19 protein-coding genes are annotated in these 23,763 nt (G+C 56.6%); 10 read left to right on the top strand and 9 right to left on the bottom strand.

The genetic code is table 11. From position 1 onward, the window contains the following. Positions 1-58: 58 nt before the first annotated feature. A complete protein-coding gene (gene pdeM, locus IE099_RS15850; RefSeq protein WP_189571940.1) occupies positions 59-721 on the top strand; it encodes a ligase-associated DNA damage response endonuclease PdeM in 663 nt (220 codons plus the stop codon). Positions 722-774: 53 nt separating this feature from the next. Next, positions 775-939, top strand: a complete 165-nt coding sequence (locus IE099_RS15845; RefSeq protein WP_189571937.1) for a hypothetical protein — start codon at positions 775-777, stop codon at positions 937-939. A gap of 19 nt (positions 940-958) precedes the next feature. On the opposite strand, the gene IE099_RS15840 is transcribed toward IE099_RS15845, so the two are convergent. The 4 genes from IE099_RS15840 to IE099_RS15825 all read right to left on the bottom strand — a co-directional run bounded on the left by IE099_RS15840 (position 959) and on the right by IE099_RS15825 (position 6,209). Next, positions 959-1,612 carry a hypothetical protein gene (locus IE099_RS15840; protein WP_189571934.1) on the bottom strand — a complete coding sequence of 218 codons (654 nt, stop codon included), beginning with the start codon at positions 1,610-1,612 and terminating at the stop codon, positions 959-961. A 14-nt stretch (positions 1,613-1,626) separates the two neighbouring features. Then, positions 1,627-5,016 carry a hypothetical protein gene (locus IE099_RS15835; RefSeq protein WP_189571931.1) on the bottom strand — a complete coding sequence of 1,130 codons (3,390 nt, stop codon included), beginning with the start codon at positions 5,014-5,016 and terminating at the stop codon, positions 1,627-1,629. A 273-nt stretch (positions 5,017-5,289) separates the two neighbouring features. Continuing rightward, positions 5,290-5,556 (bottom strand): hypothetical protein, encoded by a 267-nt coding sequence (locus IE099_RS15830; protein ID WP_189571928.1) that lies wholly within the window; start codon positions 5,554-5,556, stop codon positions 5,290-5,292. Then, the gene (locus IE099_RS15825; protein WP_189571925.1) at positions 5,553-6,209 is read right to left on the bottom strand and encodes an SDR family oxidoreductase; all 657 of its coding nucleotides are present in this window, start codon (positions 6,207-6,209) and stop codon (positions 5,553-5,555) included. The genes IE099_RS15830 and IE099_RS15825 overlap by 4 nt, the downstream gene beginning before the upstream one ends. Positions 6,210-6,305: 96 nt before the next feature. Here IE099_RS15825 and IE099_RS15820 point away from each other — a divergent pair, with 96 nt between their 5' ends. Continuing rightward, complete coding sequence (locus tag IE099_RS15820) at positions 6,306-9,287, top strand: hypothetical protein (RefSeq protein WP_189571922.1); 2,982 nt, start codon at positions 6,306-6,308, stop codon at positions 9,285-9,287. 93 nt (positions 9,288-9,380) lie between these two features. Next, entirely contained in the window at positions 9,381-10,265 is an 885-nt protein-coding gene (locus IE099_RS15815) for a sugar phosphate isomerase/epimerase family protein (protein ID WP_189571920.1), read from the top strand. Between the two features lie 126 nt (positions 10,266-10,391). Here IE099_RS15815 and sppA read toward each other — a convergent pair whose 3' ends face one another. After that, complete coding sequence (gene sppA / locus IE099_RS15810) at positions 10,392-12,185, bottom strand: signal peptide peptidase SppA (protein WP_189571918.1); 1,794 nt, start codon at positions 12,183-12,185, stop codon at positions 10,392-10,394. Between the two features lie 159 nt (positions 12,186-12,344). On the opposite strand from sppA, the gene IE099_RS15805 reads away from it, so the two are divergent. Then, the gene (locus tag IE099_RS15805) at positions 12,345-13,091 is read left to right on the top strand and encodes a 3-keto-disaccharide hydrolase (protein ID WP_189571916.1); all 747 of its coding nucleotides are present in this window, start codon (positions 12,345-12,347) and stop codon (positions 13,089-13,091) included. A 7-nt stretch (positions 13,092-13,098) separates the two neighbouring features. On the opposite strand, the gene IE099_RS15800 is transcribed toward IE099_RS15805, so the two are convergent. Then, positions 13,099-14,097, bottom strand: a complete 999-nt coding sequence (locus IE099_RS15800; RefSeq protein ID WP_189571914.1) for a zinc-dependent alcohol dehydrogenase family protein — start codon at positions 14,095-14,097, stop codon at positions 13,099-13,101. Between the two features lie 53 nt (positions 14,098-14,150). Further along, a complete protein-coding gene (locus tag IE099_RS15795; protein WP_189571911.1) occupies positions 14,151-15,161 on the bottom strand; it encodes a zinc-binding alcohol dehydrogenase family protein in 1,011 nt (336 codons plus the stop codon). Between the two features lie 98 nt (positions 15,162-15,259). Between IE099_RS15795 and IE099_RS15790 the strand changes: the two genes are divergently transcribed. Further along, complete coding sequence (locus IE099_RS15790) at positions 15,260-16,159, top strand: LysR family transcriptional regulator (protein WP_189571907.1); 900 nt, start codon at positions 15,260-15,262, stop codon at positions 16,157-16,159. Between the two features lie 118 nt (positions 16,160-16,277). Here the strand turns inward: IE099_RS15790 and IE099_RS15785 are convergent, their stop codons facing one another. Then, the gene (locus IE099_RS15785; RefSeq protein WP_189571904.1) at positions 16,278-18,368 is read right to left on the bottom strand and encodes a M3 family metallopeptidase; all 2,091 of its coding nucleotides are present in this window, start codon (positions 18,366-18,368) and stop codon (positions 16,278-16,280) included. A gap of 150 nt (positions 18,369-18,518) precedes the next feature. Here IE099_RS15785 and IE099_RS15780 point away from each other — a divergent pair, with 150 nt between their 5' ends. Both IE099_RS15780 and IE099_RS15775 read left to right on the top strand, forming a co-directional pair. Continuing rightward, the gene (locus IE099_RS15780; RefSeq protein WP_189571901.1) at positions 18,519-20,756 is read left to right on the top strand and encodes a hypothetical protein; all 2,238 of its coding nucleotides are present in this window, start codon (positions 18,519-18,521) and stop codon (positions 20,754-20,756) included. Positions 20,757-20,797: 41 nt separating this feature from the next. Continuing rightward, the gene (locus IE099_RS15775; RefSeq protein WP_189571898.1) at positions 20,798-21,910 is read left to right on the top strand and encodes a hypothetical protein; all 1,113 of its coding nucleotides are present in this window, start codon (positions 20,798-20,800) and stop codon (positions 21,908-21,910) included. Position 21,911: 1 nt separating this feature from the next. Here the strand turns inward: IE099_RS15775 and IE099_RS15770 are convergent, their stop codons facing one another. Next, positions 21,912-22,199: a GlsB/YeaQ/YmgE family stress response membrane protein gene (locus IE099_RS15770; RefSeq protein WP_189571895.1), complete on the bottom strand. Its 288-nt coding sequence runs from the start codon at positions 22,197-22,199 to the stop codon at positions 21,912-21,914. A gap of 90 nt (positions 22,200-22,289) precedes the next feature. Here IE099_RS15770 and tilS point away from each other — a divergent pair, with 90 nt between their 5' ends. Both tilS and IE099_RS15760 read left to right on the top strand, forming a co-directional pair. Beyond that, on the top strand, positions 22,290-23,222 hold the full coding sequence (tilS, locus tag IE099_RS15765; RefSeq protein WP_189571892.1) for a tRNA lysidine(34) synthetase TilS: 933 nt from the start codon (positions 22,290-22,292) through the stop codon (positions 23,220-23,222). A 158-nt stretch (positions 23,223-23,380) separates the two neighbouring features. Continuing rightward, positions 23,381-23,599, top strand: coding sequence for a hypothetical protein (locus IE099_RS15760; protein WP_189571888.1), 219 nt, complete (start codon positions 23,381-23,383; stop codon positions 23,597-23,599). The last annotated feature ends 164 nt before the right edge of the window (positions 23,600-23,763 follow it).

Below are 23,763 nucleotides of genomic sequence, written 5' to 3'. Positions count from 1 at the left end.
TCCTTTCCTCAATTCGGAAAAAATTGGATCTCCACCAAATCACCTCCAAACTCTCTCCGTGACACTCGATCTCCCCCCGGGCTCCATTGAACTCCTCCCAGACATGTCAGTCCTTCTGACCAAGTCCCGCACCCTCGTTCTAGCCGACACTCATTTTGGAAAGTCAGCAGCCTTTCGCGCCCGCGGACTCCCCGTGCCCGAGGGTGACACTGCGGCCGACCTTGCCCGGATCGATCTCCTTCTTCGTGAGCACTCGGTCTCCCAACTGGTCATCGCCGGCGACCTGCTCCATGCGCGGGTAGGGTGCACTGCCGAAGTGCTCGACCTACTTCTTCCCTGGCTGGAAAAAAGCGAAACTACTATCAGTCTAGTAGAAGGGAATCACGATGCCAAATGCGGGAAAAATCCCCTGGGAAAAAATTGGCCCCTGCTCAACGAACTCACAGTCGACGGGTTTCACATTCTGCACAATCCCGATGAGGAACTGGACAATACCTCTGGTTTCCACCTAGGCGGCCACCTTCACCCTGCGGTTAAAATCAAAGACGGAACCGGAACGGGATTCCGCACCCCAGTCTTCTGGCTCCGCGCCAATCAACTCGTCCTGCCCGCCTTCGGCAGCTTCACCGGCGGCCAATTCTATCGCTATCAACATGAAAAGGATCGACTCTTCACCCCGCTCAACAATCGCGTGGTGGAACTCCCCTCCCAGCTCTGGTAACGGACAGCCTCACCTTGTGATCCGAACTCCTTCTTGATAGAGTCTTGTCCCCCATGAAAAATCTTCTCCCCTTCGCCTCCATTCTAACAATCAATTCCTGCGCGCTCGTCACAACCCCAATCAAGGTCGCCGGGAGCGCTGCCGGAGCGGCTGTAGAAGTCACGGGCAAGGCCGTGGGCGCAGGCGTCAGTCACCTTTCCCGCAACAAGTCAGAATAGCCAAGGGGTGTTGTCACCACTACTGCTCTTCTGGGACAAACTCGTCCACGGCGCGGAAATCAACGCTCTTTCCGGAGACATCATTGAAGAAAAAGACGTAGGTCCGTGTTCTCTTCGAGAGAGGCCAACGAGACGAGCTGATAGGCCGGGCGCTGTTTTCCCCATCACGAATTCCCAGAAGAACATCATAGAAGCGCTCATCCCGCGCTCCCGCAGGGCGCACCACTTCTCCTTCTCCCGGCTTTAGCATACACTGGGTTGTTCCGATCTTTCCGACGATGGTTTCTTTGGAGGTATTGAGCAGATAGAAGTTCCCCGGACGAAAAGCGGTGTTCTTACTATTCAGGACGATAGCGCGAAAAACGGTATCCTCACCTGGCACCAGCAGGACAATAAAGTCTGTGCCAGATTCCGGAAGAGTCACCTTCGAAAGAGGCTTCACCGGACTGGCAGTTTGCAAGACAAACTCTCGGGCTGGGACCTTGAATCGCTCGGACAGATTGTTCTTGGGAATCTTGAAGGCCTCGGAGGTTTCCTCTTCCGAAGCGGCTACGACTTCCGGCAGCCCCTTGGGGAGGTGCTGGGCAACGAACCGAACTTGAAGTCCCCGCGCCTTCTCTTGAGCAGAAAGGAAGGTGCAACCGAATAGAATGAATAGGATGAATGTGCGCATAGTAACGGAGCCTACTAAACTTCTGAGGGAGACAGCCAGCGGAAAGAACCAATCCGGAAGCGGCGGCCGAACTCTTTGTTGAGGGGATTGGTCAATTGGTCCGGACGAATCTCGCGATCATCTTCGTCACTCAGGTAGTCGGCTTCCCGCTGAACCTGGGCTTCACACCAGGCCCGCGCGCGCACCTTACCATTTGGCCCACGGGACTCGCCATAAGCTCGGATGATGAAGGTATCGGAACGAACCGAGAGCAGCGGAGCGATAGGGGTCAAAACATCCGCCTGCTTGATGACTCCGGGGATACCTGCGGAAATCGCTCCTTCTTCGGCTTCCGGAAAGGCAAAGCGGGAAGCCACCGAGGTATCGACCGAACGACCCGCCCCCTCGAAGGCTGCATTGAGCCCGACCTCGTCAGAATCAATGGCAGCCTGAATGGTTCCTGCCCGCGCTAGATCTTCCCCGCCATTGGGGCGTCGATTGACAAAGTCAGCCAGGGACAAGAATGGTCCCCGCTTGCGAACTTCCCGCACGATTGCCTCTGCCAGCACTTCAATCTGCCCTTCGGTCAAGGCCCGGCGCCCTGTCCACTGGGCCGGATCGGTCAATGATTCCTGGCCTTCCCCTTCCGCAACCTGATCAGACGGAACGAATAGACCCACGACCGGAACGCCGTCGGAAGACTGGGTCTCGCTAACCGACCCGAGTTCATCAAGAGTCGCCAGGCGCTTTTCGTTGAGGGCGGAGAGGAGGGTCTGCCATGCGGTAACGGAAGTCGAATTGACGTTGAAAAGTCCCTCGACTTTCAGGAACGCGGCAACCAACTCGGAAGCGTCGCCAGTCGGAGTGTTTCCACTAAAGAGGCTCGCCAGCACCTCCTGCGGCTCCAATTCGCCCAGATTGGCCTGATAGCGTGGATTGAGCAACTCGCCCTCGCCATTGAAGAGCTCCTCAGCGACCTGCCGTTGCGCCCGCCGCTCGGAGAAAGTGCTCTCGACTTCAGGCGCGATGGTGGAGAAGAACCAGTCATCCCAGAGTGCCTCGTTGGCCAAGTAGGAGTGGTCGGCAAGGGCTCGCCCGCCAGAGGTCGTAGTCGAGGTTTCACCCTCACTCAGCACCGAAGGTGCATAGGAGTTCCCAATCGCATGGCTGATCTGCGGCGCCAAAGGCTCACGAGCGTTGAGGGTGGCATACCCATACACCGGTTTCTGATGCAGAAATCCATTGGCGGTCGAGTGCTGCAAGGCCGCAATCGATGCCAGCGGTTCGCGGGGAACGGAGTGTGTGATGACAAAGCTGGTTCCGGTGGAAGCATCGAATCCCCCGCCAAAGTAAGCATTGCCGCTAGAGCTGGTTTCCAAGTTGCGGTTGACCCAGCTGTTCAGGGCCTCAACTTTGATTTCATAGGGGAGCATATCACGCTCCTTTTCCGACAGATCATAGAAGTCCACATGATGGGCCTTGGGATTGAAACGCAGGAAGCTCCGGGTTCCCCGATCGCCAGCGCTTTCCGTTTTGGCATTATAGGAATACATCATGATGGGAGCCTTCTCCACCATCAGCTGGGAGGTCGAAAGCACGCGGGTATCTTCCTCCTCCAAGGTATCGAACACATCCGGAAAGCGGTTGGCATAAAGTCGCTCGCGAGCGGGTTTGGTTCCAGGAGTGCCGGTGTCCCGCACCTCGCGACGCTGCAGACGCTTGTTCCCAAAGTCGTAGTCGATGAAGATGCCCCCTATTCCCAAGCTATTGGAACCCCGGTCGTCTCCGACGTAGACCGAGTGATGAGTCATCGAAAAGTGACGAGAGTGTGAGGAGTATCCAGCAAGCACGTTGCCGGCCCCGTTCTTGGCCCCAGCGGTCAAATTATTGGGACGGGCGGTGTAGGTAATCGAACTATCAGCCGGCACGTCGACGAAAGCTCCCGTCGAGGTCTTGAGGGGCAAAGTGACCCCACCACCGAAATTGAATCCAGCCAAGCCTGCCAAGCGATGCCTGTTGCTGCCGAGACCTTCGAGCTTCACGTTCCGGTCGCCACTCTGCGAGAACTTGATGACCTCTCCGGGCTTGAAAACAAGGGGGTCGTCTATCCCTACAGTCAGGGAAAGATAATTGGAGTCGCCAGATGTCAAGGAGGCGATAATTGGACAGCGATACTGCCGTCCCCCCGCCGTTATGTTGAGATCATAGGGCAATCCGAAGTATTTAACTGTTAGATAATTGCCCCGACTAGGAACCATCAGCGGCACGTCATGAGGATTCCAAAAGGTCAGGATTGGGTCGATGACGAGATGCAGACGGTTGAAGACCCGGCGCCCTTCGACCACCCGCTTGGCCTCAAGCGAGAAGACCGCCTGATAACTAATGATGGTCGGCTGCTTGTAGTGATGAAACTCGTCGTTCTTGCAAGCGGCCGGACTACGCTCCATCGAGAGGGCCAGAGCGGAAGAAGGCATGCTTCCCCCAGTCGTGTATCGAGCGCGATTCTGATTGAGCTCCTTGTAAAGATTGTAGTAGGTGCCCAACTCTTCCAAATTAATCCCATCTTCCCGACCGATTGAATAGAGAGCATCGGTTGGCATCCTCCGCGCATCAGTCTCCAATGCCATGGAAAGGTCCTTGCGGAAACCGCCTTCGCGAACGTTGACGAGAAGTCCGGTCGATCGTGCGGTGAGATCGTGGAAAAGTCCTTCGTGGGCAGTGTCCGAGTTGGAGAAAAAGGCGAGCTGTTCCCAGTCGGTGAGAGCTTCGACCTTGGGATCCTCCGGATCGAAGTCACTGAATGGCTCCTCCGAGCCGAACTTCACAAACTCAAGAGGCAGCGACGACGCGGATTGATGCTCCCGCCTGACTTCAGCCAAACCTTGGGCTGGCTCGCTCGCGGGAAGCGCTACTGCGGCCTTGAGACCTTGGTCACCTGTCCACCAGGCAATTCCTCCGTCATTCTCCCCCAGCGTCAACAAAGGAGCGACAACGTGAGCGGTCTCATCGTCGCCTACAGTCCCTTCACTCACCAGCTTGACGGTCCGACTTCCAGAAGCCCCGTTGACCGGAAGGTTTTCGCTCGAATTCTTCTCATCAAGAGAAGTCACCAACCACGCGAGATGATCAGGATTGGGGCGTTCCTCGACGTCATCAGGCCAAGCCTCATAGACTCCCGTCCAATAACGATAACCCTCTTTTGCCGAAGTTTGGTCACCGTCCTGGCTGTTGGTCAGCTGATCAGCCGCCATCGTAACCCGGCGGTCATCGCCAACGTATTTCTGCAGTTGTCCGACCGCAAGTTGCAGAGCCAGACGAGCGTTTGCCCGCGCGATTTGCTCATCTTGTCCCACATTGGCAGAACGGAGAGTCGTGCTGGACAGACCTAGAATCCCCACCGCGATCAAAGAGAGCAATATCATCATCGTGATGGTGACAATCAACGAGAACCCTTTCTTCTCCCTAGTCTCGAGATTACTTCGATTCGCACAAACGGACAGCCGAACTTTCATACTACAATGTAATCACACCCTGACTCCTTTTGACAAGCCCCTATTTATAAATGCCAAGAAAAGAGCTGAAATTTAGCTTCAAAGAAAAATTACAGCCCCAGATTTGCCGCACGGCAAGAAGCGATACCTACAACTTAGCTGTCACAGAAAACCGAATTTAGCACTGCAGAAAGGAATTTTCTCTCTCTACCCAAGAAAAAACATGACCGAGGGTGCAAGAATTGGCGCGAGTAGGCCCAAGCCCCAAAATCCCTTCGCCGCTCCTTCCCTCTCTCGTTCCTCGAAAGCGCGCGCCGCAAAAAACGGGACAAAGCACAGGGTCCATCCGACAAGAACTCCCAGCACCAGGCCACCCAGTGCCGCACCGAGTTCACCCTGCGAAAATCCGCGATAGAGCCCCATCGCCCCACCAGTCAAATGGGCTCCGTGATATGTCAATTCCTCCAGGTTCATGCCACCGTCAAACTTTGGCCATTATCCTTGAGGGAAAGCCTTTCGAGGAAGGGCACTGCAAGCGCGCCCCATTCTTTCGCTGTCGGGAATCCGCCCGCGCCTTCTCCCCAAGTCTTTCGGAGCATCTCGGTGTCGATGATCCCCGGGTTGAGCGCCACTGCCGCGAGCCCCTCCGGCAACTCTTCGGCCAAGGCTTTGGTGAGGCCTTCCATCGCCCACTTGGTGGCACAATAGGGGGCGACGTCGGCGGAGACACTTCGCCCCCAACCACTGGAAAAATTCACCACCACCCCCGTTCCACGCTCAATCATCATTGGCACCACCACTCGAATCACATTCGCCACCCCCTTGATATTGACGTCGATCACATTGTCGAAGTCCTCTTCCCCGACCTTCCACAAGCTCACCGGCTGATTGATTGTTGCCGCATTGTTCACCAACAAATCTGGTGCACCCAATTTCTCTTGGGCCCCTTCACAAAACTCCCTCACGGCCCGCGAGTCCCGCACATCCACTTCGCGAAAATAACCTTCGCCGCATTCCCCCACGCTGCGGGCACAACCGGCCACCTTCCATCCACGCTCTTGAAAGCCCTCGACCATCGCGCGTCCCAGCCCGCGTGAACATCCCGTTATCCAGACCGTCTTCGCCATCAGGGCCCCAGACTAGCATCCCGGCCCGAGCTTGGAAAAAGTTTTCCCCAGTTTTGGAAATGGCTGAAAACCAATGCGGTTGGAGCTAGTTGACCTATGAAAACGATACCATCGCTCCTAGTCGGCTGGCTCACAGCCTCCACCTCCCTGTTTGCGCAGGCACCCTGGTCGGGTGTTCTGATGCAAAAGGGCATCGCGGCCGTCACCTGCGGCGCACCCGCACAAGACCCCACCGGCACTCCGATCTCGGCCGGCAATGCCTTTACCTTTGGACTGTTTGACGTCCGCAACCCTTCACCCTCGGACTACGGTCCCTGCCAGAACGTCTTTCCCCCGACTCCGGTTACAACCCCGATTTGGTACGCCGCGGATTATCACGACCCGACTTGGAACGCGCGCGATCTCGGCAACGTCTTCGGCATCGCAATCGATGACAACGGACAGATGTATACTGGCGCCCATGGCCTCTATGGAACCTACCAGCCCCTCCATCACCGCTATGGCAACATTGGGGGAGGCGCTGCCAGTCTCAGTGCCGCAGGCACCGTCTATCGCATCGATAAGACTACCGGCCTACCGACGGTTTACTGCGTGATTCCCAATCAACAGCCGATGACTCTGTCCACCCCCACCTTCGTTTCGGGACCTGGCCTGGGCAATCTCACCTTTGACGCGGATCACAACCAGTTCTTCGTCACCTCTCTGGAAGATGGGAAAATCTATCGAGTGGCTGCAGGGGGCATGACCGGAACAGTCCTAAACTCCCATGACCCTCTGGCTCCTGATTCCGGGAACCCCGGAATGCCAAGCCGGGATGATCGCCTTTGGGCAGTGGAATACCACGAGGGGGAAGTTTACTACTCTGTCTGGCATGACGGCTCCCCCGGCAATCCAAGCGAGATTCGCAAGGTTGGCTTGGATGGTTCGGGGAATTTCGTCCCCAGTCTCGACGTGCATGTGGCCTACGTTCCCGGCCAGGCAGGTTGGGCCGCTTCCTCCCCCGTAGTGGACCTCACCTTCAGCTTGGACGGCCAAACCATGGTTGCCGGAGTGCGCACCATGGCCACCGATACCCGTGCCTACAACCACGCCAGCGGCACCCATCTCCTCGAACTTGTTTCGGGCTCTTGGACCCCTACTCATTTCCAACGCACCGGCTGCAACAATCCTGATGGCGAAGGCTATGGCGGCGTTGCCCTGGGGATGGAAGGCGGAACCCAAGACGCAGTCGTCTGGACCTCATCCGCCGACATGGTGGCCAATTACGGTCCCCACGGTCTCTTTGGGGTTCGTCTCTCCGATGTGCCCGTCAATGGTATGGCCGTCAACTCATGGAAAGTCCCCTACATCGCGGGATTCGCCAATATGCCCATGGATGACCGCAAAGGCTCGGGTGGCGATATCGAAATTCTCAGGGAAGAAGCATGCGCTCAAATCGAAGTGCGGGAAATCCATTGTCCCGAAGAAGCCGGCTCCCCCTACACAGTGGACCTCATCATTGACCACAACCTCACCTCCACCACGGTCAACTACCTCCAGTTCAAACCCTGCCCGACCAGCAGCCTACCCGCTGGCTCCTCCACCGTCCAACCTGGCCCGGCTGGAATCGTGACCCTTTCTCCCCCGCTTCCCGCGAATACACCCTATCCCATTTCGGTGACCCTGCCGGCCTCCCCCATGGGTGGAATGGTCTACTTCAAGGTCAAACTTCTCAACGAAACAGGCGTCGAATGCTGCCTCGAGACCGTCTGCGTGGATTTACCTCCATGCGATTGTGCGGAAATCCTCGACACGCGGATCGACTGCGAACCCGACCCCGCCACGGGGCTCAACAAGTATACCCTGACCTTCACGGTGCAGAATCAAACCCATCTTTCGGGTTCCCCCTTCACCTTTTCAGGCGCCACCTTCTTGCCACCATCTGGCTTTGACCAAAGCTCCATCGTTCTCTCTCCCGCCAGTATCGCGCCGGGGACCACGGGAACCGTCAGCATTTGCTATTACGGCGTGCCCGGAGCCTTGTGCTTCAACCTCGCGGTGCACGACGGAACGGAAGAAAACTGCTGCGCGCTCACCGACATCTGCCTGGACCTCCCTCCATGCGATGGTCACACCGATCCGGAGCCCGATACGTGCGCACTCGCTCGCCGCATCCCCTGCTGTCCGGAGACCGGCACCGCAGTCGTCGACTTCACGGTTTGCAACAACTCTGCTGTCCCGCGGACCTACAGCTGGTCCTTTACCAGCACTCCGACGGTATCCTGCCCCATCATGCTCGACCCCTCGGATCTCTCCCCAGCGGCGGGATTCATCGGGCCCGTCCCCGCATTCGGATGCATGACGGTTTCCATCGTAGTTCGCTGCGACAAGTTTCAGGAGCCGGGAAGCTGCGCCAATCTGGAGCTCTGTGCCGATCCCGGCATGGGCCTCCCAGTGGTCTGCTGCTCTACAGTGATCTACCTCCCTTCGCCCGACGAACCCGTGGTCAAGCTGAGCGACCCCACTGGCGACGGACCGATCGGTCTGACCCCTGGCGAAAAGCGTGAGCTCACTTTCAAAGTGCAAAACCCCACCGACAGCGAGCTTCCCGTTTCCCTACAATTCTTCAGCGAAAACGGCATGCTGGCAGTAGGCGAGGAACGTTTCGAAGCCGTCCTTGCGCCTCAGAGCTCCCAAGAGGTCGTGGTCCCGATCACCCGCCGCGACAACGGCGATCAGAGCCCGCAGTGGACCGAGTTGCAGGTCATCGGGAAGGTTCTTCACCGTCCCTTGGCCTATCTCCCCGTTCAACTCTTGGACGGAGATCGCTCCAAGGCTTTGCCCAAGGTGAAAAAAATCGACACCATTCCACTGCCTTCCGCCACCGTCCAACTGGACATTCAGACCCTACCCGGCCGCTACTATCGGGTGGAAGAATCGTCTGACATGCTCGGCGAGTGGAGCACCACGGAATGCACCGTCACCGACGGAGGTTATGCCAACGGAGTCTTCCTCGGAAATGGCGGCGTCGTGAACTGCTCGGTTCCTTGCGACGAGTTGGAGAAAAAGATGTTCTATCGCGTCGTCCGCATCGACTGATTGCTCTCAACAGCCATCGTGGGGCGGTCTTCCTTGCAAAAGGAAGGCCGCTTTTTTGTTTTCCCCACCCCCGCAATCTGCCAAAAGTCGGCCATGTATTTCACCGGATTTGCCGACGAAGCCGCCCGCGACCTTGCCACCCAAATCAAAGCCACCAAAGAGATTGGCTGGACCCGCATCTCCGCCCGTGGCGTCAATGGGAGCAATATCCACGAACTCCCCGAAGACGAATTCAATACCGTCGCGGACCAACTCGATGACGCCGGAATCACCATCCCGGAGTTTGGCTCCCTGATTGGAAACTGGGGCAAAGCGATCACCACTGACTTCGACCTCACTCTCGCCGAGATCGACCGTGCCATCCCCCGGATGAAGCGCCTGGGCACCGATATCATTCGCATCATGTCCTACGCCCAAGAGCCTTGGGGCAGCGATCAACACGAAGAAGAACGCTTCCGCCGCTTGCGCGAAATTGTCACCCGCTTCGCCGACGCAGGTCTAACTGCCGCACACGAGAACTGCATGAACTGGGGAGGCTTCTCCCCCCAGCACACTCTCCGACTGGTCGAAGAAGTTCCGGGCCTCAAGCTCATCTTCGACACCGCGAACCCCGTCTTTCAAATGGATCGCTCCAAGCCACAGGCCGATGGCGGCTTCCCTTGGCAAGACCCGCTCGAGTTCTATCACGCCGTCCGCGAACACATCATCCATGTTCACATCAAAGACTGCACCAACCCGCCCGCCGGCGAAACCGAGCCCACCGAATACACCCTCCCGGGCGAAGGGCAGGCCAAGGTGCGCGAAATCCTCACCGAGTTGAAAAACTCCGGATATGATGGCGGACTAGCCATCGAGCCCCACGTGGCCACCGTCTTCCACGCTGTCGATGGCGCCGAGCCGGACTGGGACCAGTGCTACAACTCCTATGTCGAGTATGGCAAAGCCTTTGAACAGCTCTGCCATGAGTTGGGCATCTAGGTTTCTCTGCAAACTGTTCTCACACCGAAAGAGGCGGACTGACAGCTCCTCAGTCCGCCGAGGTGCAGTTCCCGACCATCGGCCGCCCGAGGCTTTCTTGATTTTCAAAAGGCTTCCCCGCCATCGTTAGAACTTTGGCAGCGGAGGAGCAATGAGCTGAATCCGGTCTGTTTGCAGAGACTTCAACTGATTGAGGTGAGCTTGCACCTGGTCCCGCTTGTCTGCCGGAAGAAGACTCAACAAGCCTTCTTTCTGCAGCCAGCTGGCAACCGCTCCTCCAGGTTCCACTCCTGCCTCCAGAGTGATGAAATGGTCGTTGCCCAAGCCCTCATCACCAGATCCGAACAAGGAGTCGAAAGCACTCTTGGGCTCCGGAAACATGATGGCCCGAGGGTCCTCCATCTCGGCCATCTCGGCGGCCTTCGCAATGGCATCAGTGAGGCCTCCCAGCTCGTCGACCAAACCAATGCGCAAGGCGTCGGCTCCTGAATAGACCCGACCGCCGGCGAGCGACTCCAGGTCACCCACAATGCGCTCGCCACGCCCATCGACAATGCGCTTCTTGAAAGTGCCGTAAACCCCCAGCATGGACTGGCGGATCATTTGTCGTTCCACCTTCGAAAAAGGTCGGGTGGTGTTGTAGAGGTCCGCATGCTCACCCCGCTTCATCTCGTGAGAGGAGATTCCCAGCTTCTCCATCACTTCGCCCATTGCAAACTTCATCCCCACTACCCCGATGCTCCCTGTGATGGTAGACGGCTCGGCGAATATCAAATCGGAACCACTAGAAATATAGTAGCCCCCGCTGGCCGCAACATTACCCATCGAAACCAGGAAAGGCCGTTCGCTTTGGGCAAACTCATCCAAGGCCTCCCAAAGAATCTCAGACGCCAAAGCTGAGCCACCGGGAGAGTTGACCCTTAGAACCAGAGCCTGGCACTTCTCATCATCAATCAAACGCAAGACCTCATTGCGCGCCGGGACGATGGAGTTGAAATCAATCGCCCCTTCGAAAACGACCACCCCCACATAATCTTCCTTGGGTGCCTTGCTTTTGCCTGAAGAGAACATGAGCTTCATCACATCAAGGAAGCCGTCAATCTCCGGCTCCTTCACCCCCTTGCGGACATACTCCCGGTCGAAGGCCGCTTCCTCGCCGAACTTTGCCTGGAGCTCTTCCACAAGGTCGGTCCGGGTTTGCAAGCGATCGACCAAACCCAATTTCTTGGCATCCCGGGCAGTAACAACTCCTCGATCAATGAAATCATAAACCGAGTCCCGCGTAACCCCGCGTCCCTTTGCGATCTCAGTCACTACGGTAGTATAAAGCGAGTCTAACAAGAGAGCGCTCTGCTTTTCCGCCGCAGCTGAGGGAGCGGTGCGATAGAAGTTCTCACCCGCTGACTTGAAGTCGCCGATGTGGACCACATCAACCACCACTCCAACCTTATCTAACAGCCCTTTGAAGTAGAGACTCTCCGAGTGAAGACCACTCATCGAGACATCGCCCTCGGGATTCAGAACAAAATTGCTGGCAGCAGAACCTAACAGTGCGGTCTTAAAGTTGAGACCATCGGAGTAAAGCCAGACCTCTTTACCCGCGGCCCGAACGCTATCCATCCCCCGCTTGATCTCTTGCAACTGGTCAATGCTCAAGCCCGCCTGGTCCACTTCGACCACGATGGCGGGAATCTCCTCTGCCCCGGCAGCTTCTTGCAAAGAAGTTACCACATCGAAGTGGGTCACCGGTCGGCGGGGGTTCGGGTCGAAGTTGAGAAGACCCGCATCGACCGCGCCACTTTCCGTAATCACTCCAGTCAGATCAAAAACCGGAATCGGAACCGTGCTCTCGGAGGCAAATAGCGACGAGCCCATGATAATGGCTAGAAACGGGCAAAGGGTGAAAATCGATTTCTTCATTTTTACCCAAACACCTTCGCGCGATTCCAGCTGCAATCAAAGAGAAAAGAATGGGGACGCGGAGCTCGAGCCATACCATCCCATCACTCCAACCGTCACAATCATCCTCAGGCAAAATACATATGAAAACTCACCAGCAAAACACTCGTTCTATTTCCCATGCTCCGGAACGTTCGCAAAACCACTCTCCTTTCCCTCACAATTCTCTCCTTCGGTTCGAATCTGTGCCAGGCGGAAAGTGAGTCCACTGATCTGCTCGCAGCTGGAAACTTTGCGGCCTTTCAAGAGAACTCGATTCGCGGTTGGGTCTACACGAGCAAGGTGAATGCGGTGGACGGTCGGCAGGCTCTCACTTTCGAGCCCGCAGGCGACGGCAAGGGCTCCATTCTAGTCAATGGAAAGGAGAAGAACAATACGGCGTATCTCCTCTCAAAAGATGATTTCCAGGATGTTCGGGTTCAACTCGAATTTCTGATTCCCAAAGGTTCCAACTCCGGGATTTACCTCATGGGGCGCTACGAGATCCAAATCTTTGACAGCTATGGAGCCAAGCAACCCGCAAGCTCTGGTCTGGGCGGGCTCTATCAACGCTGGGATCCCGAGCGCAAAGACAAGCCCGGCTTCGATGGCGTAGCCCCCCGCCTCAATGCTTCAAAGGCTCCGGGACAGTGGCAGACCTTGGACATCACCTTCCGTGCCCCTCGCTTCAACGAGGACGGAGCTAAAACCCAAAACGCTCTCTTCGAGAAAGTCTTCGTCAACGGCCAACTGGTTCACGAAAATCAAGAGGCCTCAGGCCCCACTCGCTCGGCCAAATTCAATGATGAGAAAGCCTCCGGGCCTGTAATGGTACAAGGAGACCACGGCCCGATTGCGATTCGGAAGTTTCTCGTCACCCCACTCTAACAGACAATCACTCCACCTTCACCACGACGTTGCCGAAGTGCTGGCCTGACTGCTGATACTCGTAGGAATCGTTGGCCTCCTCGAACTCGAAGACGCGGTCGACAATGGGATGAATCTGATACTTCTTGAGGGCGCGGTGGAAGTTCTGCTGCATCGCTCGACTGCCTACATAGATTCCAAACACCCGAAGGCTTTTACCCACAATCATGAAGGGATTCACAGTCCCCTTCAATCCGGAAAGAACACCGATCAAGCTGATCACTCCATTGAATTTCACCGCCTTCATGGATTTCTCCAAGGTGCCCGCCCCCCCAACCTCAATTACCAGGTCCACGCCCTTCCGATTGGTCAAAACAAAGACTTCTTCCTCCCAATTCGGGGTGGTGCGATAGTTGATCGTATGGGTTGCCCCCATCTCCCGCACCCGCTCCAATTTCTCATCCGAACTGGAGGTCACGATGGTCTTGATACCATGGGCAACCGCCAACTGGAGGGCGAAAATGGACACCCCGCCGGTTCCCTGAATCAAAATTGTCTGCCCCTCCTCTGCAGGCTGGGCATGCTCGAAGAGCGCGTGCCAGGCCGTCAATCCCGCGCAAGGTAAAGTGGACGCCTCCTCATAACTCAAGTGCTCGGGGATGCGCACAAAGCTGGTTTCAATACCCACAACCTCTTCCGCCAGCATTCCATCCACATCGCCGCCGCCCCGGGCATTGTTCTGGATTTCCCTATCAATTTCTCCAGCCATCCAAGAGGGAAAGAAAAGGCCCAGAACACGATCCCCAACTGCCAGGTGAGTCACGTTCCGGCCAACCTCAATCACCTCCCCTGCTCCATCGGAAAAGGGCACGATCTCTTCGGTGGAATACTTGCGATTCAAGATATCGCGATAATTGAGGGACGCCGCTTTGATCCGGACCCTGACCTCACTGGCCCGCAGACCTTGCGAAGATCCTTCGCTGAGGCGAAGTGAGTCAGCACCAGGCTGGATTAGGTATTTTTTCATTCTTATAGAAATAGTTTAGAGAGCTAGGAGTCAAATAGAGTCACTTCGTTTCATCACACGCCAAAGCCGTTGAGCACGTTTTTGCCGATCACGCGCCCGCTTTCCTGCTGAAGATGGGCCTCTTTCAACCGCTCCACGCTCAAGGTTCCCAAGTTGTTGGTGACGGTGGAAAGCAGCTCTCCAGCATCGACCATGGACGAGACACGATTCAAGAGATGATGCTGACTTTCAATATCCTCCATCTGGAACATGGAACGAGCGAACATGTATTCCCAGCTGAGAGAAAGGGCTTTGGGTTTCATCGAATTCACGTCCAATCCTTTCGGGTCGTCAATCAAAGCCAGACGTCCCCGGGGCTGAATCAATTCCACAATCGCGGGAAAATGCTCTTCCGTTGCGGTGAGAGAGGCGACGTAACGGGGTTGCAGACCGAGTTTTTTCATCTGTTCAACCAAAGACTCACGGTGATTGATCACCTCATCAGCGCCCATTTTTTTCACCCACGCGATAGTCTCGGGTCGCGAGGCGGTAGCGATCACTTTCAATTGGGTGAGCTTCTTCGCGAGTTGAATCAGCATCGAGCCCACCCCCCCGGCGCCACCAATGACGAGCAGGCTCTGTCCAGCACCCTGCCCCTCTCCCACCGCCAACGACTCGAAGAGCAACTCCCAAGCTGTGATTGAGGTGAGCGGAAAGCCAGCCGCTTCCGCAAACCCAAGCGACTTGGGCTTCCGTCCCACGATGCGCTCATCCACCGCATGGAACTCCGCATTGGTTCCGGCGCGCGTGACGTCGCCTGCATAGAAGACTTCGTCCCCGACTTGGAACCGGCTCACGGCACTGCCCACCGCACGCACAATCCCCGCCGCATCCCAGCCCAGAATCTCAGGGCCGTCCTCCGGTTGGCGTAGAGTTCTGATTTTGGTATCGACGGGATTGACCGATATTCCCCGCACCTCAACCAAGAGATCATGGTCTTTGAGCTCGGGTTCAGCGGCCTCAAATTCGAAGAGCGAATTGTCTGCCTCAATAGGTCCAGTCTTCTGATAACCGATAGCTTTCATAGGGATGAGTGATAGATTGTGAGTGCGTTGCGAACTTTCTGCTCGAAATCCTAGTCAACGGTGATTAATTAGGAAAATTGTTTATTTAAATCGAATCCATGAGCAAATCGAATGATTCAAATTTCAAACTGGAGACCGATCTACTCGCCCTCCGCTCCCTGATAGCCGTTATTGACGAGGGAGGCTTCTCGGCGGCAGCCCGACGTGTTCACCGCACCCAATCTGCGGTAAGTCTTCAAATTGCCAAGCTCGAAGAGCGCTTGGGTGCGAGACTTCTCGAGCGGACCAGTCGCTCCGTTTCCCTCACCCCCGCCGGCGAGACCTTTGCCAGCTACGCTCGCCGAATTCTCGAGCTGGCCGACGAGTCCATGCTCGCAGTGACCGCTCCCGAGGAGACGACCCTGCTCCGGGTCGGATTTGCGGATTACCTCGCCCCCCTGCACCTTCACACCCTGCTGGCCCGATTTCGCCGCGCCCATCCCAACTGCGACCTCAGTCTCATGCTCGGCTTGGGCGCGCCCTTGCTCAAGGCCTTGAGAGAGGGGGACCTCGATGTCGTTTTTGCCGGACCCGGAGGAGGCAATGGAACCGTCCTCTGGGAAGAACCTCTGGTCTGGACGGGCCCTCCAACCCCAAAAGGAAAAACCAACAGCTTGCGCGAGCTGGCCGTTTTGCCCGCGCCTTGCGTCTATCGGCAACTGGCTTTTGATGCCTTGGCCAAAGCCGAAACACCTTGGAAAGTCTCTATCGAAGCCAACTCTGTTCAAGCCATCCAATCAGCGATTCGCGCGGGACTTGGCATCAGCATCCTCCCGCTTTCTGCGGTGCAAGAGGACATGCCCATCCTGAAAGATGAGTTCCCGGAGCTGCCAAAAACCTCGGTCGTCAGTTACCTCGACACCAATCAGTCCCACCCCTACGCCCAACGCTTCATCGACTATCTGGTAGCCAGCATCGAGGAAAGTAACGCCAATCAGATGATGGCTGCCGCCGGTTAGACAAAAGCCTTAAGCCGGACTAACAAATCGCAAGAAACCAAAGAAAAAACCCCGACCGCGCGGGCGATTCCCGGCGGCGAGGTTTTACGATTTTCTAAAAACCGGGCGAGTTCCCGGCTCAAGCCAGACCGCTACGCACCATCAAGGCCGTCAGGTCGGGGTCGCGCCCCATGAACTCACGGAAGGATTCATCAACGGGACGGGAGTTGCCCCTCGACAAGACAGAATCGCGGAAGGCGCGGCCTGTGGACTCGTTCATTACGCCCTCTTTCTGGAAGCGGGTGAAGGCATCGGCATCCAAAACCTCAGCCCACTTGTAGGAATAATATCCTGCCGCGTATCCAGTCGGAGAGGAGAACAAATGGTTGAAGCTACGCGCCCGGCTTGGAGTTGGGGTCGCGAGCTCCGCGCGATAACCATCCAGAATCTCGCGGTCCACCTCATCGAGATCCCGTCCGAGATATTGGGGAGTATTGACGTGCAATTCCAGGTCGAGCTTTCCGAAAGCAAGCTGACGCATGCAAGTGGTTGCCGACATGTAGTTGCGCGCGGCGAGCAGCTTCTTGAAGAGTTCTTCCGGGATCACCTCATTGGTTTCGTAGTGACGGGCAAAGAGGTCGAGCGACTCCCGGTCCCAACAGAAGTTCTCCATAATCTGAGAGGGCAGCTCCACAAAGTCCCAAGGCACGTTGGTTCCAGAAAGGGATTTCACAGGAACGTCGGAAAGCAGTTGGTGCAGCAGGTGACCAAACTCATGGAAAATCGTTTCCACCTCGCGATGAGTGAGCAGTGCCGGCTTGTCTCCCACCGGCTTGGTCATATTGCCGATGATGAGCCCAAGGTGCGGCTGGCGGGACTGCCCGTCCATTGGGGGGAGTCCCGCTTCCAGACAGTTCATCCATGCTCCTCCCCGCTTGCTTTCGCGTGGGTGCCAATCCGCGTAGAAGGACCCCAGGTGCTCCTTGTTACCCGCATCGTAGATCTCGTAGAACTTACACTCGGGATGCCAAACCTCGGCAGCATCCCCGCTCACCTCGCTACTAGATTCATAGTAGGCCGCTTCTTTCTCGAGGATCTCGATTCCGAAGATCTTGGATGAGATGGCGAACATGCCATCCATCACGTTCTTGACCGAGAAATAGGGCCGAAGAACTTCGTCGTCGAAGTCGTAGCGCTCCTGGCGCTGCTTCTCGGCCCAGTAGGAAACCTCCCAGGGCTGCATCGCTCCAGCGGGTTCACCGGTCTTCTCGGCCTTATAAGCTTCCAGCTCGGCAGTCTCTTTCGAAAAGGCCTCTTCAATTCGATCATGCAAGTCTTCAACGAAGCCCAACGCCGTAGCGCCATCCTTGGCCATCCGGCGCTGGAGGGTCAGATCCGCGAAATTGGCAAAACCTAACAGAGCCGCTTTCTCCTGGCGCAACTTGATGATCTGCCAGATGAGCTCCGTATTATCCCGCTCGCCTTCGGATGCCACTTTGGACGAAGCGGACCAAACCTGACGCCGCAGCTCATCGTCATCAGCATGTTGCAATACGGGCATCAAGGAAGGCATCTGCAGAGTGAAACGCCACTCACCCTCGTGCCCCTTGGCTGCCGCATCTTCCGCCGCTGCCGATTGAGCGCTTTCGGGCAGACCCGAGAGACGGCTTTCGTCAGTGATGTAGAGCTCGAAGGCATTGGTGGAATCCAACACGTTCTCAGAGAACTTCTGAGTCAGCAAAGCGAGTTCAGAGGAGACCTCAGCCATCCGCTTTTTCCCCTCTTCGGGCAGATCAGCTCCGGAAGAGACAAAATCATGACACGTTTCCTCGACAAAGCGCTGATGGACCGGAGAAAGATTTTTTACGTCTGCAGACTCTGCGTAAGCCTTCAATTTTTTCCACAAATCACCATCCAGCGAAATGGAAGAGTAGAAGGTGGAGACCGCGGGAAGAAGCTTATTGAGGGCCGCCCGCTGGGCTTCGTTGTTAGACACCGAGTCCAGATGATTCAAGCGTCCCCAAGCCCGCTCCAAAGCTTCCGTGCCCTGCTCCAATACGCCGAAAGTGTTGTCGTAGCTGACTTCAGCCTCCGGAACTGCCTTGATGGCATCGAGGGCAGCTTGGGCTTGAGAGATGGCAAGAGTGACATCGGGCGCGACGTGCTCTGGAGTCAAGGAGGACCAACGAATCTGAAAGTCGTCCGCGAGAAAAGGGTGCGTTTGAGACATGAAAGAGGATCTAAAGTCGCAACCGCTGAACACAAGCCCAGAAGCCGCAAAAGTCAGCCTTTTACAAAGTATGCGCCACAATTTTATGAACCTATTGAGGCTTGTCGGTTCTCTCGATTTTAAGGCTTAATGCATCTTTAACTCCCCCTTATGACCAACGCGAGCTGTGCCGACTGTGGGCGAATCGTCGCCTTTCGGACTCACGATCCTTCTGAGATTGCTGAGTGTCGGAACTGTGGGACTTGGGTCAAACGCTCTCCCGAAATGCCAGGCGTGGCGGTCTCGGTGAAGAAAACCGGCCCCGTCGCGCGCAAGACGCCTCTCCCCCCCCGCAAGGATCAGGGAGAGGAATCCACCAGCATCAATACCCGACGCAGCGCCACCAAACGCACTTCGGAAACAGTGGCCGGCCGAGGCGAAACCATGACTCCCGCGGCGGTCTATGCCTCCATCCGCGATCTGCAGAAGTCGGTCTTCGACCTGCAAAAGGGCCAAGACGATCTTCAGGAAGGCCAAAAGGAGCTGCGGAACACTCAACAGGAAATCCTCGAGGGTCAGAAAATCCTTCTCGAACGCACCTTGCCGGTCTCCGAGATGCCCAGCCCCGGCACGACGAGCGACGCAAGCGCCGAGACGTCTCCGAGCCGCCCGGCCACGACCCCCTATCCTGATCCTTCGGAAAGCAACGTCCCGGAGGGCGGCTTCTACACCACCCGCTTCAGCTCTCTCAAGATCCCGCTGATTCCGCTCAGCCTGGACGACTTGGGCTACACCCCGAATTATAGCGAGACAGGCACGGCGGCTTCCATTCCTGCCGAAGAGCGTTCGGATCTCACCGGACTATTGGAAGGACCTCTTCCTGAACCTCCCGCCTTCGAGCCCGAGCAGGATTTCGCCACCCCTGCAGACAATCCGTCCGAGGACGATACTGCTCCGGCACCGGCTCTCGAGTCGAACCCTGACTTCGCCTTTGAGGCTCCAGCTCACGGCTCCCCCTTCACCATCGAAGGCCCCCCGGAAGAACCGTTTTCCATCGCGGAGGACTCTCCCAGCGAGACGCCTCCTCCAACAGAGCTTCCCCCTCAGCCTTTCGGCGCAAAGGAATACTCTCACGAGCCTTGCGATATCGACGATCCATTTGCCCAAGGTCTGGATGCCTCTTCGCCCGGGGAAACCGACGCTGCGGTCTCTCCCTTCGCCGAAGCACCCAAACCGGTCGATCCCCTCCCTTCCGAGAACTCTCCAGAAGAAAAAGACAAAAGCCTTTCCCAGCAAATCGCTGCAGCTAAAAAAGGAGAACAGAATTCGTTCGACCCGGCCCAACCCGGACTTCTCACCGAACCCGGGGACTCACGGCTCTTGCCCGCCCTTGTCACCGTCTGTGTTCTTGGGGCCGCTTTAATCGGCTATCTGTTCTTCTTCACCGACACCTTCACTTCCAACTCGAAGCCCGAACCTGCTCCTCCCTTGTTGGAGCTGCCCGCCTACGGCATCCCGCTCCCCGAAGACGATCCCCGCATCGAAGAGGCCAAGGAAGTGGCGGAAAAGTTTCTCAAATCGAAGACGGTCACTGAAGTCCAGGCTTTCGTCCGTCCAGTGGATTCCGACCTCTTGTCCGATTTCTGGGAACCGCTCACCGCGCCCACCATCGAACGCCTCTTCCAAGGACGGATTATGGAGGGCGACCGCGTCGAGGTCGACTTGCTGATTCAGGACTATGGTCGCAAGGAGCGCCTGCTTCCTTTGATCAAAGTCGGGGAAGGCCCTTTTCAAGTCGACTGGAAGAGCTATGCGGAATGTGAGGATCTCACCCTTCTCGCCCTTGCACAGGGCACCTTGATTCTCGACAGCGGCGAGGTGGACGAAGGCTCCATTCGCTCCTGGATGCAAAGCGGAAAAGGGATGGACCAGAACGACCTGGGGAACTTCCAAGGCTTCCGTTTGCATAACTTCACCGAGGAGGTTGTGGCCTTTGCCGTAGTTCGCAGAGATTCCGAGGAATTCAAAACCCTCACCACAGCGCTGGAACAAACCGAGCTGAAACACAAGGGCAAGCCAGCCATTCGCGCTGTCTTACAGGTCAAGCGCATCGAAAAGGAAGACCTCGAAAATAAAAAACCTGCCCGTCTCGAAATCCTGAAAGTCATTGCCACCGACTGGAATGCCAACCGCGAGGGCGAAGACGAACTCATCCCGGAGTCCCTACCCGACGTGCCTGCGGAGGCAGCAGAAGGAACTGAAACAGAATCATCCCCGGAAGAAGCTCCCGAAGAGAACGCTGGGAACGAGGGTCAGGCACAGGACGAACTCCCTCCCGTCCCCAACGAAGATGCCCCCTTGGCGACCACTCCCGGCGAGTCTCCGCTCATTCGGATCACCGTCGAATAAGAATCGCCAATCCCGAAGAATCGTAGGAGGGTAGCGCCCTTATGAAGCTTCTTGTTTTCGCCCTCCTATCGCCCGCTTGCTGGGCCATCGAAGTGCCGCTGGACTTCACTATTCAGAACGACTCCAAGGCTAATTTGACCTATCGCGTCGGGACCGGATTGACCGCAATCCATCAGGAGGCCTCCTTCCAAGACATTCATACCGCCGAAGTCGCCTATTCGGGGAACATCTTGGCCATCGCCGAGGTCAATGACAGCACGGGTTCCATTGACGGCATCCGCTTCACGGGAGGCGCCATCTCGACCGCTCCGACAGCAGCCCTGCTGGAAGCCTCGGTCGGAAACGTGCCCTTCCAAATCACTTTTCAGGCAGCAGGTCTGGTCCGCACGGCATCCAGCAATGAAATGCAGGTTCTCAGCGGCGGGATCCTGGATGGCGATGTCCACTTCACAACCCTGACCTCGGGCCTTCTGGAGGTCTCCAACTATAGCAAGGAAGGCCACACCCAAGGCACTGTCACCGAGACGGTAGACTTTGCGACCGGCTCCTCCGATCTCATCTCGGGAGAAAGCCTCTTTCCCACCGGCACGGGTGCTTCATCCGTGGGCAGCACCCAGACAGGATCCAACCTGTTCACCAAGGACTTTTCAGCCTCCCTTTTTTCCATCATCCAAGTGCCCACTCAAGCGCCCGACGCCCAGATTCAAGCCGCTGGATTGCCTTCAAACCAGCAGTTCAAACAGCGCTACCTCGAGACCGGCGCTCTCAGTGCCAGCACCACCTTTTCCATTCCCACCGCCTTCGGTCAATGGGCTCTAGACAACGGATTGGATCTCACTACCGGGCAGGAAAAGAACGAAGCGGGATTCCCCTACGCCGTTCTTTTTGCCCTTGGCCTCCCGGGAAGCTCCACCAGCCTGCCTATCACCTTCGATCACAGTGGCGGACCCAGCGCCCTCCTGACAGCGCCCGCCAGTGGGCTGGGCTTTCCAATCCAAGTGCTCTACTCGCCGGATCTGGAAACCGACTTCACTCCTCTCAATTCCAGCTACCTCCCCGGCAACAATCCGATCTCGAGGGGAACCAGCGGCTCCATTGCCATCTCATTCCCCACTCTCGAAACCGGTTTCCTACGATTCGCGGTGAATCTGTAGCTTAGTCCTTCTTTGAAGAATCGCCTCTCTTGCTTTTCACAAAGCGATAGATTGCGAGAATGATCACCGCTCCCACCGTCGCGATCAGCACATCGCCCAATCCGGGTAGAAATCCTCGTGTGGTCATCTTGCCTCCTGTAATTGCGGTCCAGAGGAAGCCTCCCAAAAAGGCTCCCCCAACTCCGAGCGCGAGCTGCACCAAGAGACCGCCGGGGTCTTTGCCTGGCATGATTACCTTACCCAACCAACCAGCCAACAGGCCCATCACCGTCCACGCAATTATACTCATAACAATTCATTAGACAGCAGCCCGCCCCCGCAAGTCACGCTGAAATTTGAGTCTGGCCTCGGGACTTCCGTATTTGCTTCTATCCCCCCAGTGCTCGACCTCACCCTAATCTCCCCTGACACCACTTACCTCCTGGGCCTCTCGGGCGGGCGGGATTCGGTATGTCTTTTGCACCTTTTGCTGGAAAATCATTTTCGCAATCTCCATCTCGTCCATCTCAACCACCAACTGCGCGGAGCCGATGCCGATGCTGACGAACTCTTTGTGAAGGATCTCGCCCGCCAGTTGGAGCTCCCCCTCACCCATTCCCGTCTCCCCGTCGGCGAACTCGCCGCAGCAAACGGCCTTTCCATTGAGACCGCAGCGCGCAACGCCCGTCACCAACTCTTTGCCGAGGTCGCCGCCGAGACCGGAACTTCATCAGTCCTGCTGGCCCACCATGCCGAGGATCAAGCGGAAACCATCCTCTTCAACCTCCTGCGCGGTTCTTCTGGTCCACGCGGAATGAAACCGGAAACCACCCTCGCGGTTGGACCAGAACAGCTCCGAATCCTTCGCCCCCTCCTGCAAGCGCGGCGAAAGGACATCGATTCCTATCTCGAGAATCGAAAAATTGAATTCCGGGAAGACTCCTCCAATCAGGATCCCGCCCACACCCGCAACCGCTTTCGCAATGAGGTCATGCCCCTGCTGACGGAGGTCATGGGACGGGACATCATCCCCCCTCTGATTCGCGCGGCGGGGTCCAGTGACGAGAAAGACCACATCTTGGACCAATTGCTTCAAACACTCGATCTCCTCGATCCCCAGGGTCGCCTTTTCCTTCCAAAACTTCGCGAGTTGTCACCCGGGCTCCAACTCGCTTGCCTAAAGGAATACTTACGAAAAAACGAAGTTCAGGAGATATCCAATCGCCTCTTGAAGGAAGCGAGAACTCTCATTGCATCCCAAGGCCCTCCCGCCATCAACCTGCCGGGAAACCGTCACCTGAGGCGTAGGCAGGGACGAATTTTCATTTGTTAGATTTTCCTGAAAACAGATAAAACACATTTAAAACCAACAAGTTAAACCGATCTCATCCAGAATTAGGAAACTTTTTCAGGATTATTAGTGACCATTGGGGGGAGTGGGCTGTCTTAAGGGTCGTCAGCAATGAAACGTTGATGGAACAATTATAACTTATGAAACTCATTACTATCTCTTCCCTCGCGGTTATTGGATTCGCACTCGCCTCTTGCAACACTGCACGTTCAGTTGGCGATGCCGCTGGTGGAGCTGTCAAAGCAACTGGTAGTGCCGTTGGTTCCGTCGCGGAAGGCACCGTTGACACGACCAAAAAAGTTGGCGGCGCCATCAAAGAAGACGCTTCCGCTGCCGGACGCGTAGTCACAGGCAACTAATTTTTTCCCTCCCCACCGGCCCCCCTCTGGTTTCACCCGAATGGGTGTTCATTCCCCCCAAAGGTGGGGACTCCCCCAAGTCCCCACTTCCCCCAAAAATAGAAAAAGCGGCACCCGGCCCCCACCGGTGCCGCTTTTTCGTTTTCCCTCTTCTTTTTCATTTT

Origin of the sequence: Roseibacillus persicicus, assembly GCF_014651675.1 — a bacterium.
Lineage (GTDB): Bacteria > Verrucomicrobiota > Verrucomicrobiia > Verrucomicrobiales > Akkermansiaceae > Roseibacillus > Roseibacillus persicicus.
The sequence above is the reverse complement of the archived record's forward strand: the minus strand, read 5'-3'. Positions and strand labels throughout refer to the sequence as shown.

Bases quoted from the DNA above. Each gene is read 5' to 3' on its own strand.
- IE099_RS15845 (WP_189571937.1), top strand. From the start codon at position 775: ATGAAAAATCTTCTCCCCTTCGCCTCCATTCTAACAATCAATTCCTGC.
- IE099_RS15840 (WP_189571934.1), bottom strand. From the start codon at position 1,612: ATGCGCACATTCATCCTATTCATTCTATTCGGTTGCACCTTCCTTTCT.
- IE099_RS15835 (WP_189571931.1), bottom strand. From the start codon at position 5,016: ATGATGATATTGCTCTCTTTGATCGCGGTGGGGATTCTAGGTCTGTCC.
- IE099_RS15830 (WP_189571928.1), bottom strand. From the start codon at position 5,556: ATGAACCTGGAGGAATTGACATATCACGGAGCCCATTTGACTGGTGGG.
- IE099_RS15825 (WP_189571925.1), bottom strand. From the start codon at position 6,209: ATGGCGAAGACGGTCTGGATAACGGGATGTTCACGCGGGCTGGGACGC.
- IE099_RS15820 (WP_189571922.1), top strand. From the start codon at position 6,306: ATGAAAACGATACCATCGCTCCTAGTCGGCTGGCTCACAGCCTCCACC.
- IE099_RS15815 (WP_189571920.1), top strand. From the start codon at position 9,381: ATGTATTTCACCGGATTTGCCGACGAAGCCGCCCGCGACCTTGCCACC.
- sppA (WP_189571918.1), bottom strand. From the start codon at position 12,185: ATGAAGAAATCGATTTTCACCCTTTGCCCGTTTCTAGCCATTATCATG.
- IE099_RS15805 (WP_189571916.1), top strand. From the start codon at position 12,345: ATGCTCCGGAACGTTCGCAAAACCACTCTCCTTTCCCTCACAATTCTC.
- IE099_RS15800 (WP_189571914.1), bottom strand. From the start codon at position 14,097: ATGAAAAAATACCTAATCCAGCCTGGTGCTGACTCACTTCGCCTCAGC.
- IE099_RS15795 (WP_189571911.1), bottom strand. From the start codon at position 15,161: ATGAAAGCTATCGGTTATCAGAAGACTGGACCTATTGAGGCAGACAAT.
- IE099_RS15790 (WP_189571907.1), top strand. From the start codon at position 15,260: ATGAGCAAATCGAATGATTCAAATTTCAAACTGGAGACCGATCTACTC.
- IE099_RS15785 (WP_189571904.1), bottom strand. From the start codon at position 18,368: ATGTCTCAAACGCACCCTTTTCTCGCGGACGACTTTCAGATTCGTTGG.
- IE099_RS15780 (WP_189571901.1), top strand. From the start codon at position 18,519: ATGACCAACGCGAGCTGTGCCGACTGTGGGCGAATCGTCGCCTTTCGG.
- IE099_RS15775 (WP_189571898.1), top strand. From the start codon at position 20,798: ATGAAGCTTCTTGTTTTCGCCCTCCTATCGCCCGCTTGCTGGGCCATC.
- IE099_RS15770 (WP_189571895.1), bottom strand. From the start codon at position 22,199: ATGAGTATAATTGCGTGGACGGTGATGGGCCTGTTGGCTGGTTGGTTG.
- IE099_RS15760 (WP_189571888.1), top strand. From the start codon at position 23,381: ATGAAACTCATTACTATCTCTTCCCTCGCGGTTATTGGATTCGCACTC.